This window comes from Candidatus Sphingomonas colombiensis, assembly GCA_029202845.1.
GTDB lineage: Bacteria > Pseudomonadota > Alphaproteobacteria > Sphingomonadales > Sphingomonadaceae > Sphingomonas > Sphingomonas colombiensis.
Genome location: CP119315.1, coordinates 3,654,825 through 3,669,715, shown reverse-complemented (window position 1 = coordinate 3,669,715; position 14,891 = coordinate 3,654,825). Strand labels below are relative to the sequence as shown.

General features: G+C 65.2%; 14 protein-coding genes. 11 read left to right on the top strand and 3 right to left on the bottom strand.

All coding sequences use genetic code 11. The features are described from left to right. Positions 1–511: 511 nt before the first annotated feature. Genes P0Y64_17905 through P0Y64_17890 form a run of 4 tightly spaced genes read left to right on the top strand, consistent with a single transcriptional unit; the run spans position 512 to position 6,261 of the window. Entirely contained in the window at positions 512–2,137 is a 1,626-nt protein-coding gene (locus P0Y64_17905) for a thiamine pyrophosphate-binding protein (protein WEK43177.1), read from the top strand. A 2-nt stretch (positions 2,138–2,139) separates the two neighbouring features. Continuing rightward, positions 2,140–3,591: an aldehyde dehydrogenase family protein gene (locus P0Y64_17900; GenBank protein ID WEK45110.1), complete on the top strand. Its 1,452-nt coding sequence runs from the start codon at positions 2,140–2,142 to the stop codon at positions 3,589–3,591. Continuing rightward, positions 3,581–4,846, top strand: coding sequence for a kynureninase (gene kynU / locus P0Y64_17895; protein WEK43176.1), 1,266 nt, complete (start codon positions 3,581–3,583; stop codon positions 4,844–4,846). The genes P0Y64_17900 and kynU overlap by 11 nt, the downstream gene beginning before the upstream one ends. An 11-nt stretch (positions 4,847–4,857) precedes the next feature. Then, positions 4,858–6,261 carry an amino acid permease gene (locus tag P0Y64_17890; GenBank protein ID WEK43175.1) on the top strand — a complete coding sequence of 468 codons (1,404 nt, stop codon included), beginning with the start codon at positions 4,858–4,860 and terminating at the stop codon, positions 6,259–6,261. Here P0Y64_17890 and P0Y64_17885 read toward each other — a convergent pair. Then, a complete protein-coding gene (locus tag P0Y64_17885; GenBank protein WEK43174.1) occupies positions 6,241–7,200 on the bottom strand; it encodes a LysR substrate-binding domain-containing protein in 960 nt (319 codons plus the stop codon). The genes P0Y64_17890 and P0Y64_17885 overlap by 21 nt on opposite strands. 185 nt (positions 7,201–7,385) lie before the next feature. Between P0Y64_17885 and P0Y64_17880 the strand changes: the two genes are divergently transcribed. After that, positions 7,386–8,396: an amidohydrolase family protein gene (locus tag P0Y64_17880; protein ID WEK43173.1), complete on the top strand. Its 1,011-nt coding sequence runs from the start codon at positions 7,386–7,388 to the stop codon at positions 8,394–8,396. A gap of 135 nt (positions 8,397–8,531) precedes the next feature. Here the strand turns inward: P0Y64_17880 and P0Y64_17875 are convergent, their stop codons facing one another. After that, on the bottom strand, positions 8,532–8,978 hold the full coding sequence (locus tag P0Y64_17875) for a VOC family protein (protein ID WEK43172.1): 447 nt from the start codon (positions 8,976–8,978) through the stop codon (positions 8,532–8,534). A 14-nt stretch (positions 8,979–8,992) separates the two neighbouring features. After that, positions 8,993–9,793 carry an aspartate dehydrogenase gene (locus tag P0Y64_17870; protein WEK43171.1) on the bottom strand — a complete coding sequence of 267 codons (801 nt, stop codon included), beginning with the start codon at positions 9,791–9,793 and terminating at the stop codon, positions 8,993–8,995. 197 nt (positions 9,794–9,990) lie between these two features. On the opposite strand from P0Y64_17870, the gene P0Y64_17865 reads away from it, so the two are divergent. The 6 genes from P0Y64_17865 to P0Y64_17840 are packed head-to-tail and all read left to right on the top strand — an operon-like array spanning position 9,991 to position 14,818. Further along, positions 9,991–10,896, top strand: a complete 906-nt coding sequence (locus P0Y64_17865) for a fumarylacetoacetate hydrolase family protein (protein ID WEK43170.1) — start codon at positions 9,991–9,993, stop codon at positions 10,894–10,896. After that, on the top strand, positions 10,893–11,936 hold the full coding sequence (locus P0Y64_17860) for an ABC transporter substrate-binding protein (GenBank protein WEK43169.1): 1,044 nt from the start codon (positions 10,893–10,895) through the stop codon (positions 11,934–11,936). Before P0Y64_17865 ends, P0Y64_17860 begins: the two co-directional genes overlap by 4 nt. Then, complete coding sequence (locus tag P0Y64_17855) at positions 11,933–12,496, top strand: VOC family protein (protein WEK43168.1); 564 nt, start codon at positions 11,933–11,935, stop codon at positions 12,494–12,496. Before P0Y64_17860 ends, P0Y64_17855 begins: the two co-directional genes overlap by 4 nt. Next, the gene (locus P0Y64_17850; protein WEK43167.1) at positions 12,493–13,254 is read left to right on the top strand and encodes an ABC transporter permease; all 762 of its coding nucleotides are present in this window, start codon (positions 12,493–12,495) and stop codon (positions 13,252–13,254) included. The genes P0Y64_17855 and P0Y64_17850 overlap by 4 nt, the downstream gene beginning before the upstream one ends. Then, positions 13,251–13,997: an ABC transporter ATP-binding protein gene (locus P0Y64_17845; protein ID WEK43166.1), complete on the top strand. Its 747-nt coding sequence runs from the start codon at positions 13,251–13,253 to the stop codon at positions 13,995–13,997. The genes P0Y64_17850 and P0Y64_17845 overlap by 4 nt, the downstream gene beginning before the upstream one ends. Next, positions 13,997–14,818, top strand: a complete 822-nt coding sequence (locus tag P0Y64_17840) for an alpha/beta hydrolase (GenBank protein ID WEK43165.1) — start codon at positions 13,997–13,999, stop codon at positions 14,816–14,818. Before P0Y64_17845 ends, P0Y64_17840 begins: the two co-directional genes overlap by 1 nt. Positions 14,819–14,891: the final 73 nt, after the last annotated feature.

Below are 14,891 nucleotides of genomic sequence, written 5' to 3'. Positions count from 1 at the left end.
CTTACTCACGGCGGGGGCTGTTGCCGTTTTGGGCCCCGCGCCGGCGTCACGACGTTCCATCCATGCCAATATCGTCCCGACGTCGCCGTGGAGCATGGTGTCGACCTCGACGCGCTTGCGGCATATGGTTGGCGCGCCGACTTTGTGGAGGGCGGGAGCCCGGATTCTGCGCGCGGACAGCCCCGAGGCTTGGTAAGCCATCGCAGATGCTGCCGAGATGCGGGGTGATAATCGCCACACCATCGCCGCGTGCGAGGAGGCAGCCGCCAAAACGAAGAAGCCGGCGCGTTGCACAATCAAGATTGCCAGCGCGAAAATCTGACCACATTCACCCGATCATCTGTCGAGCGGATGGCGCAGGCTCTATTAACTTAGAAGCAGGAGCCTCCGGCAAACCCTGCGCGGTTCAGCTCCTATAATCGAATTGCCATACGGGCGATTGCAGAGAGGTATTTTCTTCGACGCCAGCCAGCCGCTAGCCGTGATTGAGAGATAGTGCGCTGGAGGGGTGATGAACGGCGAAACAGTTGCACGCAGAGTGGTGCGGAAATTGCGTGACATGGGCGTTCGCCATGTCTTCGGCGTGCCCAGCGGCGGCTGGGTCGACTATATGGAGGCGCTGCGCGAGACGGACGGGATCGATTTCGTCCTGACCAGCCACGAAGGCGGCGCGAGCTTCATGGCCGATGTGTGCGGCCGGCTGACCGGGGTGCCGGGAGTGTGCTTCGGCACGTTCGGGCCGGGCGCGACCAACCTCGCGACCGGCGTGGGCGGCGCTTTGCTCGATCGCTCGCCGATGATCGCGCTTACTGACGAGATGCCGGCGGCGATGCGCGGCCGGGTGACGCAGATGGGGATCGACCATCAGGCGTTATTCGCCCCTATCACCAAGAAAACCGTGCGGCTCGATGCCGCCAACATGGATGCGATCCTTACCGACGCGGCGACGGTCGCGCTGGAGGGGCGGCCCGGCCCGGTCCATGTCGGCCTGCCGAGCGGGCTAAGCGCGGAACAGGCGGGTGAGGGGGATATGGCGGTCGTTGCCGCTTCCCAGCCGGCTCCTGCTGCTGCCCAGCTCGATGCGCTGGCGGCCGCGTTTCGAGGCGCAAGGAAGCCGGTGCTGGCGATTGGCCTCGCCGCGACAGGGCTGGGGATCGAGGCGCGGATCGCGGCACTTGCTGAGCGATTCGCGCTGCCGGTGGTGCTGACGCCGATGGCCAAGGGGATGCTGGCGGAAAGTCATCCCAATTACGCCGGCGTGCTGTTCCACGCGCTGAGCGACGAGGTCGGGAAAACCCACGTCGAGGCCGATCTGGTGATCGCGATCGGTTACGATCCGGTCGAATTCAATTACGAATCGTGGATGCGCGACGGGCTTGCGCTCGCGAGTATCGATACTGCGCCGGTCGATGTGGATCGCGCGCGCCATCCGATTGTCGCGGAGGTGGTAGGCGATATCGCCGCCGGGCTGGCCGCGCTGGAGGCGGTGCAGGCGCCGCGCAAGGATTGGGCGCTGGCCGAGGTTGCTGCGCGCAAGGCCGGAATGTTCGAGCGGATGCGCCCCTCAATCGGCCATATGGGGCCATGTGCCGCGCTGGAGGTGTTGCGGGACGTGTTGCCGCAGGACGGGATCATGACGTGCGACGTCGGCGCGCATACCCATCTGATCGGGCAGAAATGGGAAACCCCCGTACCCGGCTTGCAGATCATGACGAATGGCTGGTCGGCAATGGGCTTTGGCCTGCCTGCCGCGATCGCCGCCAAATTATGCCGCCCGGACAAGGCCGTGTGCGCCGTGGTCGGCGATGGTGGATTCCTGATGACGGTGGGCGAGCTGGCGACCGCAGTGCGCGAGAAATTGCCGATAGTCATCGTCGTGCTGACCGACAACGATCTCGCGCTGATCCGCATCAAGCAACAGCGCAAGCAGAACCCGATCTACGGCACCCCGGTGCGCGAAGAGGGGACGATCGGCGGTCCATCGCTGTTCGGCGTGCCGGTAACGACGGTTTCCACGCCCGAGACGTTGCGTGCCGCACTGGTAGAGGCGTTCGCGGCGGATGGGCCGTGCATCGTCGAGGTGCTGCTCGACAGCCGCGAATATGACGGGCTTGTATTGCGCAAGGACAAGCCGTGACGATGGCCTTGCCCGCCGTCCGCGCGGCCGAGGGGGATCGCACGCTGCTGATCGGCGGGGAGTGGCGCGCGGCGGCGGAGACGATGCCGATCGTCAATCCTTTCACCGGGGAAACGTTGGGCCAGGCTGCCTGCGCCGACGTGGCGGATGCGCTGGCAGCGATCGATAGCGCGACGCGCGGGGCGGCGGCGATGCGCGCGTTGACCAGTGGGGAGCGCTCCGCCTTGTTGCATCGTGCCGCCGATGCGCTGGCGCGCGATACGGCGCGGTTCGCGCGGACGATTACTGCGGAAAGCGGCAAGCCGATCGCCCATGCGACGCGCGAAGTCGGCCGCGCGGTGAACACCTTGCGGCTATCGGCGGAGGAGGCGGTGCGGCTGGCGGGCGAGACGCTCGCGTTCGATAGCGTTGCGGGCGGCGAGGGGCGCAGCGGCTTCTATTGCTACGAACCCGTCGGCGTGATCGCGGCGATCACCCCGTTCAACGATCCGCTTAACCTGATCTGCCACAAGCTCGGCCCAGCCCTCGGGGCGGGCAACGCTGTGATCCTGAAGCCGGCGGAACAGGCCCCGCTGGTGGCGGTGATGCTGGCGGGCCTGCTGCTCGCGAATGGATTGCCGGCCGAAGCGCTCAACTTGCTCACCGGGCGGGGGGAAGTATTTGGTGACACGCTGGTCGGTCATCCCGGCGTGGCAATGGTATCGTTCACCGGCGGAACGCGGACCGGGGAGCGGATCGCGACTGTCGCGGGGGCCAAGCGGCTGGCGATGGAGCTGGGCGCCAATTCTCCGGTAATCGTCGCCGCCGACGCCGATCTCGACAAGGCCGCCGTCGCCTGTGCGTTTGGCGCATTCGCGGCGGCTGGGCAGAATTGCATCGGGGTGCAGCGGATCTACGTGCACGCCGCGCGTTACGCCGATTTCTGCGCGCGCTTCGTTGCTGCGACCGAGGCGCTGGTGGTCGGCGATCCCGCGTTGCCCGAAACGCAGATCGGCCCGATGATCGGTGCTGCGGAGGCGGTGCGGCTCGAACGCCGGATCGACGAGGCGCGGGCGCTGGGCGCACGGGTGCTGGCGGGAGGCAGGCGACGCGGCACATTGTTCCAGCCGACCGTGCTGGAAAACGCGCCGGACGATGCGGCGCTGGTGTGCGAGGAAGCGTTCGGCCCGGTGGTCAGCCTGTTCTCGTTCGACGATCTCGACGAGGCGATCACGCGCGCCAATGCGCCGCGTCATGCGATCCATGCTGCCATCTTCACCGACAGCCTGCGCGACGCGCTCCACGCCGCGCGGCGGCTGGAGGCGGCTGGGGTGATGGTCAACGATTCAACGGACTATCGGCTCGACGCGATGCCGTTCGGCGGGGCGAAGGGCGGGAATATGGGCCGCGAGGGTGTTCGCTTCGCTATTCGTGAAATGTCTCAGACAAAAACGGTGTGTTTCAATGCGGCTTGAAGAACGATCTGGGGCGATCCCGGCGGAGATTTCGCGCGACTGGTGCGTCGCGCAGGATCAGGCCGATCCGCTGGCACGCTTTCGCGATGCTTTTCTGATCCCCGATGGCGTGATCTATCTCGACGGCAATTCGCTCGGCGCGATGGCCAATGACGCCCCGGCGCATGCCGCGCGCGTGATCGAGCGTGAATGGGGCGGTGATCTGATCAAGAGCTGGAACAGCGCGGGCTGGTTCGATCTGCCGGTGACACTCGGCAACAAGCTCGCCCCGCTGATCGGTGCGGACGATGGCGAAGTGGTCGTGACGGATTCGACCAGCGTCAACCTGTTCAAGCTGCTGTGGGCGGCGAGCGCGATGCGTTCCGGCCGGCGCAAGATCATCCTGGAAGGGAGCAACTTCCCGACCGACAATTATGTCGCGCAGGGGATAGCGGCGGCGCGCGGGCTGGAGGTGGTGCTGCGCGAGCGGCACGAGATCGCCGATGCGATCGACGAGGATACCGCCGCGATCTGCATCACGCATGTTCATTACAAGACCGGCCATATCAACGACATGGCGGCGCTCACCGAACGGGCGCAGGCGGCCGGTGCGCTGGCGATCTGGGATCTGTGCCACAGCGCGGGCGCGATGCCGGTCGATCTCAACGGCTGCAACGTCGATTTCGCGGTGGGCTGCACCTACAAATATCTGAACGGCGGCCCCGGCTCGCCGGCATTCCTGTTCGTGGCGAAGCGGCATCTGGGCGCGGCGCGCCAGCCGATCACCGGCTGGTGGGGGCATGAAGCGCCGTTCGCTTTCGATTCCGGCTATGCGCCCGCGCCCGATATCCGGCAGTTCCTCACCGGCACGCAGCCGATCGTGAGCCTGTCGCTGGTCGGGGTCGGGCTCGATCTGATGCGCGCGGCAGACATGGTGGCGATCCGCGCGAAGTCCGTCGCGCTGACCGAATTGTTCATCGCTTTGGTCGAGCAGCGTTGCGCGCGGCACGGCTTCACGCTGGCCTCTCCACGCGACGCGAGCGAGCGCGGCAGTCAGGTCTCGTTCGCGCACGCCGATGGCTACGCGATCATGCGCGCATTGATCGATCGCGGGGTGATCGGCGATTTCCGCGCGCCCGATATCGTCCGCTTCGGCTTCACCCCGCTCTACGTTCGCCATGCCGATGTGTGGGATGCGGCGGACGTGCTCGCCGATGTCATGGAAACCGGCGCATGGCGCGATCCGCGATATAGCGAGCGGGAGGCGGTCACGTGAGCGGGGCGGCATTGGACCCGGTCGCAGGCGCGGCGATCGCGCGCGAGGGTGGATTACACCGAACGCTTGGTAAGCGTCAGATCACGATGATCGGGCTAGGCGGCGCGATCGGCACCGGTCTGTTCATGGGGAGCGGCATCGCGATCGGCTATGCCGGCCCGGCAGTGTTGCTGAGCTATCTCATCGCCGCGCTGATCGCGGTAATCATGGTGTTCAGCCTGTCGGAAATGGCGGTGGTCCATCCGACCGCCGGATCGTTCGGCACCTATGCCGGAATCTATCTCGGCCCGTTCGCCGGCTTCCTGGTTCGCTACACCTATTGGATTCAGCAGGTGCTGCTGATCGGCAGCGAGGCGATCGCGATCGGCACTTATATGCGCTTCTGGTTCCCCGAAGTGCCGATATGGCTGTCGGCGCTGGGGTTCTCGGGCGCACTGATCTGGCTCAATTCCCGGCCGGTGCGCAATTTCGCATCGGTGGAATATTGGCTGACCGTGATCAAGGTGACGGCGATCATGCTGTTCATCGTGGTTGGCGGTAGCCGCATCCTAGGCCTCTCCGGCCCCTCGACCGGGCTGCACAACGTTATCGGACTGCCGGGCGGTTTCATGCCCAACGGCTTTTCGGGGGTGTGGATGGGTGTGCTGATGGCGTTGTTTTCCTTCCTCGGGCTGGAGTTCGTGGTGGCGACGGCGGGGGAGGCGGAGAATCCGCGCGAAGCGATTCCCGCCGCGCTGCGCACGATGGCGGCGCGGCTGTTCCTGTTTTACATCCTCGCGCTGTTCATCATCATCGCCTTCATGCCGTGGACAGCGGCGGGGGCGAAGCTGGTGACGCAGAGCCCCTTTGTCCGCATGTTCGGCGCGGCGGGCATTCCTTATGCCGCCGATGTGATGAATTTCGTCGTCGCCATCGCCGCGCTGTCGGCGATGAATACCAGCCTGTATCTCGCCTCACGGATGCTGTTTTCGTTGTCGCGCGCCGGCCACGCGCCGCGCGTGTTCGGCACGCTCAACGCTGGTGGCGTGCCGCTGCCGGCGACCTTGCTTTCGGGGGTATGCGTGCTGCTGGCGGGATCGCTCGCGATGCTGACGCCGCTTGCCTATAACTATCTGTTCGGGGTCGCGCTGTTCGGCGGCATCCTGACCTGGGCCAGCATTCTGGCGAGCCATATGGTGTTCCGTCGTCGGCACGCCGCCGCCGAATTGCCGGTGCGGATGCCCTTCTTCCCGGCCGCGCAGATCGTGGGGCTGGCCCTGCTCGGCGCGATCACCGTGACGATGGCGTTCGATCGCGAATTCTGGGACGTGGCAGTGTTGGCGGGGGTGCCGTGGTGCGTGTTCGTCGCGTTGGTCTATTGGCTGTGGTCGGCGCGGCGCGGGCGTGTAGTGGCGTCAGCCTCCAGCGTCGGTTGAGGGCATATCGGCGCGGATCGTCGTCGCCACCTCGCGCACCACTTCCATGAAACAGGAGACGGCGGCCGATTGGGCGATGTTCGCCCGTGTCGTTGCGCCGATGCGCGAGGCGGTCGCCTCCATACTGATCGGCAGGATCGCCAACCCCGGCTGCACCGTCGCCACCTGATAGGGGATGGCGGCAAGCAGATCTGTTTCGAGCAGCAGCGAATGGTTGGTGAGGATCGAGACGGATTCGATCGCGTCAACCGGCGGCTCGATCCCGGCACGGCGGAAGGCGAACATCAACTGACGGCGTAGCGACGTTTCCGATGGTGGAAGTATCCACGACTGATCGGCGATGTCGGCTAGCCCGATGTCGGTTTTGCTTGCAAGCGGGTGCCCCTGCCGCGCGACGATCGCGATTGGCTCGTCGTAGAGCAGTTCCTGCTCCAGCCCTTCGCGCTCACGAAAGTCCGGTAGGCGGCCGAGCACCACGTCGAGATCGCCCGTGCGCAGCGCGGGCATCAGCTTGTCGATCGTCCCCTCCATCACCGTGACCGCGATGCCCGGACGACGCGCGCGCAACAGCGCCAGGCTGCGCGGGAGCAGCGTTGGTGAAGCGGCGAGCAAGGTGCCGACGAATACGCGCCCGGACAGCCCGGATTCGATCGATTGCAATTCCTCGCCCGCATGGCGCAACTGGGTGAGGATCAGCTTGGCGTGCTTGATGATGACATCGCCATAAAGCGTCGGCGTCACCCCGCGCGAGGAGCGTTCGAAAAGCTGGACGCCGAGCGCCTCTTCCAGTTCCTTGATGCTCTTGGTCGCGGCGGGCTGGGCGATGTTGAGGATTTGCGATCCGCGCAGGATATTCCCCTCCTGCGCCACCGCCGCCAGCAGCTTCAATTGGCGCAGCTTCAGCCGGCTCAACAGGAAATTCTCGTGAAAACGCGACAAGGGCCGGTGTTCCTTCCGATTGGTACGGCCGAATCTACTATAATTTTTTTGTAATAACAGCAGGGCGCATCGGAATTATTCCGCAATATCGACGATGCTTATTGATGTAGGCGCCGTTGATCCCGGCGCGCGTTCGGCGTCGCACGGGAAAGACGACGGGGGACGTTTGCAGGAGCGCGCCGGGCGTGACCATTATCGACATGCACAGTCATTTTTTCCCGATGTCGGACGCGGGTTATGCCGCGGTCGCGGAACGGGACGGCCTGCCCTGGCTAAAGGAAACAGGGCGGGGCGAAGGCATGATCATGGTCGGCTCGCGCGAGTTCCGCCCGGTACGCGAGGCGCTGTGGAACCCGGCGCAGCGGATCGAGGATCTCGATCGCAACGGAATCGATATGCAGGTGATCTGCGCCACCCCGGTGATGTTCGGTTATTCCCGGCCGGCCGCCGACGCGGCGGAGACGGCGCGCCGCTTCAACGATCAGGCGATTGAGATGTGCGCGCACGATGCCAAACGGCTGAAGGCGTTGGCGCAGGTGCCGTTGCAGGATGTCGACCTTGCTTGCGCGGAGGCCAGTCGCGCGATCGCCAACGGCCATCTCGGAGTGCAGATCGGCAACCATCTGGGCAACAGCTATCTCGACGACGAAAATCTGATCACCTTCCTCACGCATTGTGCGGAGATCGGTGCGGCGGTGCTGGTCCACCCATGGGACATGATGGGGCGCGAACGGATGCCGAAATATATGCTGCCATGGCTGGTGGCGATGCCCGCCGAAACCCAGCTTTCGATCTTGTCGCTGATTTTGTCCGGCGCGTTCGAGCGGTTGCCGAAATCGCTGCGGCTGTGTTTCGCGCATGGCGGCGGCAGCTTTGCATTCTTGCTCGGCCGGGTCGAGAACGCCTGGGCGCAGCGCGATATCGTGCGCGTCGATTGCCCCAATCCGCCGTCATCCTATCTCGATCGCTTCTATGTCGATTCCGCGGTGTTTAGCCCGGATTCGCTGCAACTGGTGGTCGATGTGATGGGCGAGGATCAGGTGATGCTCGGTTCGGATCATCCCTTCCCGTTGGGTGAGGAGGCGATCGGTCAGCTTGTCGGTACCCATGGCCGACTGAGCGCGAATTCCAAGGCCAAGATCCTCGGCGGAAACGCCGCGCGCTGGCTCGCGCTGGAGGATGTCGCAGTTGGCTGACACGCCGAGCGAATGAGAAAACAAAAGGGCGGGCCGCGGTCGTGCGGCTCGCCCTTTTGTTTGGCGCATGAAAAATCCGCATCGCCATCCGGGAAAAGAGGGAAACCGGATGACGATGCGGAGGCGCGGCCCGGATCAGCTCGCGCTGGCAGGCTTGCGATAACTTTCGGTGCCGACCCAACCGCGCTCGGACACGTCGACCATCACGTTCTCCGGCCCGGTCATTTTATATTCGGCATTATCCTTCGCCGGATTCTTGCCCAGCCCCTGCGCGAGATTGACGTCATGGCGCGGGGCGAAGCCGCTTTGCTCGAACCGCTCGACGATCTCGTTGATGTCGTCGCATTGGAAGCCGACGTGGTGGAGGCCGGCATAGCCCTCGGGGAATTCCATTCCGGCGGCTGGTCGGTTCTTGAACGCGAGCAGCGCGATATTGATGTGGCCGTCGGTGACGTAATAGCCATGCGCGTTGCGGCTATCGACGCGGCCGGCCATCTCCCAACCGAGTACCTCTGTAAAGAAGCGCACCGAATTGTCGGGGTCGGCGGCGGCGATGGCGACGTGGCGTAGGCGAACGGGCATGGATGGGCCTTCCTTCAGGTTCCAATGTGAAGCGGTGTGACGAGCGCGCGCAGCGCGGCGATGACGCTGAGCGCGGTGATCCGGCCGGTGCCGGGGTTCTCGTCGGTGGGTACGTTCTCGATGCGCAGTTCCAGCCGGGCGCTGTCCGCATCGACCGTGATGAAATGGGTGTTTCGCTCCAGCGCGGGATCGGCCCATATCTCCAGCCGTGTCCGATCCGCTCCGATACCGGCCAGGCCGAGCGCGGCGGCGACGTTGACATTGGCGGGGAAGGCGGCGGCGCCTTCGCGTGCGCTGCCCTCGAATATCTTGAGCGGCGCGTCGAGCGCGGTGAGGTCGATGCGGTGGCGCACGACATGCTCGGCCTTGACCAGCGATTTGGGCGGCTTGCGCGTCACCATCGTCACCGAATGGATCGTGCCGAGGGCGGCCGCGCGTACCGCGTCCAGCCCGAGCAGCGCACCAGTAGCGAGGATGATCCGACCGCCCCCCTTGGCAACCCGCGCGACGAGATCGTCGGCGTCGAGCAACGCCGCGCCGCTGACGGTCACCAGTATCTTGCCGTTATCCGCAACCGCCGTCGTGATGGCGCGGAACGCGGAGGAGGGCGCGCAATCGACGATCACGTCAACGCGCCGCGCCATCTCCGCGATATCGACGACGGGCAGCGCCCAGCCGGCCTCTGCGAGATAGCGGCGTGCCTTATCGGCATCTCCGGCCGCGACGCAATCGAGCGTCAGGTCCGTTTCTTTCTCGACCAGACGACGCGCGACGACGCGCCCGATCGTTCCCAGCCCCGCAATTCCTATCTTCATAGGGCATTGGTAGGATCGCGAGGGCCAGCCCGGAAATATCGTTTGGCCCCTCCGATATAGTCGCACCGCTATAATTGGCCGGCTCGCCCAGGCATGCGGGTTATAATGAAATCGGCCCCGCCTATGCGGAAGCCATATTGGACCTGGCCGACGCCGCCGTTCACCTTTCCGCTCGAAAAGACGAACGGGAGGATGTGATGATCTGGCACGCGCTGGCGACCTATCGACACGATGAGGTGGACCGCGCCGCGATCGTGGTGGGTGATGCCATCCATGATCTCGACACCGTTGCGGCGCGTCATGCCCCGGCTTTGGCCGGCCGCAGCGTCAACGATCTGATCGGTGATTGGGCGGCAGCGGCACCTGTGGTCGCCAAGCTGGCGGATGCACTGGCCAGTCAATGGGAAACCGCCGCAGTGGCGCACGGCGATCTCGCGCCGCCGTTCGTTCCGCGCCGCGTGTTCGGCGCAGCATCCAATTATATCGAACACGCGGAGGAGATGCAGACCAAGCTGGCGGCCAAGGCCGATAGCCAGCCCTATATCTTCCTCAAGACGGTCGAGAGCGTGATCGGCCCGGACGAGACGGTGGTGATCCCGCCGCAGGTCGAGCGGCCGGACTGGGAGGTTGAACTCGGCGTGGTGATTGGCCGCGCCGGCCGCAATATCGCTCCCGCCGACGCGTTCGATCACATCGCGGGCTATACCGTGGTCAACGACGTCTCCGCGCGTGACAAGACGCGGCGGAGTGACTTCCCGTTCTCGCACGACTGGTTCCGAGGGAAGAGCTTCGATACCTTCACGCCGGTTGGCCCGTGGTTCGTGCCGCGTGATTGCCTCGGCGATCCGCACGACATCCGGCTCGGCCTCAACGTCAACGACGAGGCGATGCAGGACGGCAATACGGCCGAGATGATCTTCGATTGCTTCGAACAGATCGCGTATCTTTCGACGATCCTTGAATTGAAGCCGGCCGACCTGATCGCCACCGGCACGCCAGCCGGCGTCGGCATGGGGCGCGGGGTGTTCCTGAAGGACGGGGACGTGATGACCGCCTGGGTCGACGGGATCGGTGAGCTTCGCAACCCCGTTCGCGCCGGATGAAACGCGCGACGCTCATACGGATGATGCCGGGGCTGGCGGTGATCGCGGCGATTGCGATCGTCACGCTGTTCTCCGCGCTGCGGCCTGAGCCGGTGGCGCGCGCGGCCGGCGGCGGCGCCCTCACGCCGGTGCGTTTCAACATGAGCTGGCTGCCGCAGGGCAGCATGGCGGGCGTGTTCGTAGCGATGGACCGGGGCTATTATGCCGACGCGGGGTTGCGGGTGGACGCGATGCGCGGGTTCGGCGGCACGCGGACCGTGAACGAGCTTGATCGCGGGATGTTCGAGTTCGGTTATGTCGATCCGCTGACGGTCGCGATCAATCGCGCGGCGGGCGGCCATGCGCGGATGGTGGGTGGCATCAACATGCGTTTCCCGGCCGGCGCCTGCTTCGTGCGCGAGCGGCATCGGATCGCGGCGCCCGCCGATCTCGCCGGGCTGACGTTCGGCGCGGGGCTGAACAGCGCGGTGCAAACCTTGTTGCCGGCGTGGCTGGCAAAGAACGGTGTCGATCCCGCGCGTGTGCGCCAAATCCAGCTCGATCCGGCGGTGGTCGTCGCCGCGTTGATCGAGGGGAAGGTCGATGCGGCGGAATGCTGGCTCGGCAATTCGATGGCGTTGTTCCAGAAACGCGCGAACGCGGCCGGCGTGACGATCGGGCGCATCGGCTACGCCGATTTCGGCTTCGACGTGTACGGCAGCGGCATCGCCACGCGTGACACGCTGATCGCGCGCGATCCGGCACTGGTGCGACGTTTCCTCGCGGCGACCTATCGCGGTTATGCCGATGCGGCGCGCGATCCCGATGCGGCGCTGGTCATCATGCGGCAGCATTTCCCGCTGCTCGACGCCGCCGTGACGCGGCAGCAGATCACCGAGACGACGCAATTGATGGCGGCCGACGGCGGCGCGCATCGCTTCGATCCCGCGCGGATCGAACGGACGATCCAGTTCCTCAAGGCGGCCGGGCGACCCGGCGGCGCGCTGCCGGCCGGCGCATTGTTCACCAACGACTTTCTAGCTGAAAAGGCGATGCAATGACGGGCGATACAATCCATTACCGGCCGCGCCCCACCAAGCTGGGGCATCTGGTGCTCAAGGTGCGCGACATCCAGCGTTCGCTGGCTTTCTATACCGAGGTGGTGGGGCTCCGGGAGTCCGACTGGATTGGCGATCATATGGTGTTTCTGCGCTGCGGGGTGGACCACCACGATCTTGCGCTGCTGCAATTGCCGCCGGGCCATAAGGCGATCCCCGACGGCATGTATCCGTCGGTCGAGCATTTCTCCTACCACGTTGAATCGATCGCGGAGATGGAAAAGATCACCGCGATGCTGGTAGCGCGCGGGATCGAAATCGATCGCGGGCTGGGGCGGCACGGGCCGGGGGCGAACACCTTCATCGTGTTCAAGGATCCGGACGGCAACAATGTAGAATTCTATTCGGACATGACGCAAATCACACCTGACGCTCCTTATGAGCCATCGGTGTGGGATGGCGGCGAACTGGAGACGTTCGATCGTTGGCGGCTGGAGAAGTTCGTCGTGCCGCCGCCCGCGCGCATCCTCCCGCTGCTGGAGCAGGGCGGAGACAAGGAGTGAGTGCTCCCGTCGTGCGTCGCGCGCGCGACATTGCGGTGACGATCCTGTTCTTCGCATTGCTGCTTGCGATGTGGGAGGTCGGCGTGCGCTGGTCTGGGGCGAAATCCTATCTGCTCGCGCCGCCGAGCGCGATCGTCGAGGAATTATGGCGTTCGCGCGTGCCGCTCGCGGAGGGAACGCTCAAGACGCTGACCGAAGTATTCTGGGGGTTCGTCATCGCGCTGGCGGTGGGGGTGCCGGTCTCGGCGCTGGTGTTCTTCTCGAACGGCGCGCGGCGGACGGTCTATCCCCTGCTCGTTGCGTTGCAGAGCATCCCGAAGGTCGGTCTGGCGCCGATCCTGGTCGCGTGGCTCGGCTATGGCCTGTCGTCGAAATTGACGATGGCGTTCCTGTTCGCCTTCTTCCCGATCGTCGTCGCGGGGATGGGCGGTCTGGCGAGCACACCGGCGCATCTGGAGGAGCATTTCCGCGCGCTGCGCGCGACGCGGTGGCAAACCTTCTGGCGGCTGCGCCTGCCGTGCGCGCTTCCGGCCTTTATCGACGGCTGCAAGGTGGCGATGCCGCTCGCGGTGATCGGGGCGATCGTTGGTGAATTCGTCGGGTCGAACGACGGTCTCGGCAATCTGATCCTCACCGCGTCGGGCTCGGGCAACACCGCGCTCACCTTTGCCGCGCTGCTGACGGTGACATTGCTGTCGCTCCTGCTGTTTTACGGGGTCGAATATTGGGAAAAATTCGTCTGGTGGCGGGCGGCATGACGGCGATCACGATCGAGGGTGTCGCCAAGCGGTTCGGAGACCGCATTGTGATCGCGGACGTCGGCGCAATTGTGCGCGATCACGAGTTCGTCTCGGTGCTTGGGCCGTCGGGATGCGGGAAGAGCACGCTGCTCCGCCTCATCGCGGGGCTGGAGCCGATCGACGGGGGCGAGGTGCGATTGTTCAACGTTCCCGTCAGCGCGCCAGCGGCCGATGTGGGGTTCGTGTTTCAAACGTCGAACCTGCTACCTTGGCTTGATGTGCGCGGCAATTTGTTGCTCGGCGTCGATCTCGATCGATCCGCGCGACGACCGTCGGAGGAGGATCTTGCCGCGCTGATCGATACGCTTGGGCTTTTCGGGTTCGAGGCGAGCTTCCCGCACGAGCTATCCGGCGGAATGCGGCATCGCGTCGCGATCGGGCAGGCGCTGATCCGCAACCCGCGCATCCTGCTGATGGACGAGCCGTTCGGCGCGCTCGACGCGCTGACGCGCGATCGGCTCAACATGGAATTGCTGCGGATCTGGCAGCGCGATCGCAAGACGGTGATGCTGGTCACCCACAGCATCGCGGAGGCGGTGCTGTTGTCCGATCGCGTGATAGTGATGTCCGAACGACCGAGCCGCGTACTGGAGGAGGTGACGATCGATCTGCCGCGCCCACGCGATCCGTCGCGCACCCGCGAAGATCCGGCGTTCGGCGATTATGTCGTGCGTCTCAGCCGGTTGATGGGAGTGGAATGATGCAGTCCAACATCCTCGCCGTCGACGGCGCCGACATCTATTGGGAGACGCACGGCGAAGGGCCGGCGATCGTGCTGGCGCATGGCGTCGGCGGCAATCATGCGATCTGGTTTCGCCAGATCGGGCCGCTTTCGCGTGCGAACCGGGTGATCACTTTCGACCATCGCGGGTTCGGCCGCTCGGTCGATCGAGATGGGCGCGGGCGGGCCGCATTCGCCGAAGATCTGCGCGCGTTGCTCGATCATCTGAACGTCGAGCGTGCCTTGCTGGTCGGTCAGTCGATGGGCGGAGGCACCTGCATCGATTTCGCCTGTCGCTGGCCTGAGCGCGTGGCCGGACTGGCTATCGCCGACAGCCTCCACGCGATTGCGGAGCCGGAAGACGTCCGCCCGCTAATGGACGCAGCACGCGCGGCGACGCGCGATCTCGGCCAGATCGAACGCGTGCTAGGCGAGAAGGCACGCGCCGAAGACCCGACGCTGGCGGTCCTCTACGCCCAGATCAACAGCTTCAACGCGACGGACCGGCACAATCTGCTCGGCGCCTTTCCGCTCCATGCGCCAGGGGAGATTGGCGGCGGGCGCTTCCCGATCTTGTTCATCGCCGGCGTGGAGGATGCATTGTTTCCAATCGAGGCGATCCGCCGGGTGCAGGCACGAGTGCCGGGATCGTTCCTGGTCGAGGTGGTCGATGCCGGCCATTCCGCCTTCCTCGAGCGCCCGACTGAATTCAACGATACGTTGCTCACGCTGGCGCAGATGGCGGGCCATGCCGGGTGCGTTGCGGCGCATTCGAACAGCGCGGGTTACACGCCGGCCTGATGTGCGGCGGCCTATAACGAAGCGGCCATAGGAAAGGCGGCAGATGATATTTTCCGCCACCGTCCCCGCTCGA

Bases quoted from the DNA above. Each gene is read 5' to 3' on its own strand.
- P0Y64_17860 (WEK43169.1), top strand. From the start codon at position 10,893: ATGAAACGCGCGACGCTCATACGGATGATGCCGGGGCTGGCGGTGATC.
- P0Y64_17905 (WEK43177.1), top strand. From the start codon at position 512: ATGAACGGCGAAACAGTTGCACGCAGAGTGGTGCGGAAATTGCGTGAC.
- P0Y64_17855 (WEK43168.1), top strand. From the start codon at position 11,933: ATGACGGGCGATACAATCCATTACCGGCCGCGCCCCACCAAGCTGGGG.
- P0Y64_17875 (WEK43172.1), bottom strand. From the start codon at position 8,978: ATGCCCGTTCGCCTACGCCACGTCGCCATCGCCGCCGCCGACCCCGAC.
- P0Y64_17865 (WEK43170.1), top strand. From the start codon at position 9,991: ATGATCTGGCACGCGCTGGCGACCTATCGACACGATGAGGTGGACCGC.
- P0Y64_17900 (WEK45110.1), top strand. From the start codon at position 2,140: ATGGCCTTGCCCGCCGTCCGCGCGGCCGAGGGGGATCGCACGCTGCTG.
- kynU (WEK43176.1), top strand. From the start codon at position 3,581: ATGCGGCTTGAAGAACGATCTGGGGCGATCCCGGCGGAGATTTCGCGC.
- P0Y64_17840 (WEK43165.1), top strand. From the start codon at position 13,997: ATGCAGTCCAACATCCTCGCCGTCGACGGCGCCGACATCTATTGGGAG.
- P0Y64_17870 (WEK43171.1), bottom strand. From the start codon at position 9,793: ATGAAGATAGGAATTGCGGGGCTGGGAACGATCGGGCGCGTCGTCGCG.
- P0Y64_17845 (WEK43166.1), top strand. From the start codon at position 13,251: ATGACGGCGATCACGATCGAGGGTGTCGCCAAGCGGTTCGGAGACCGC.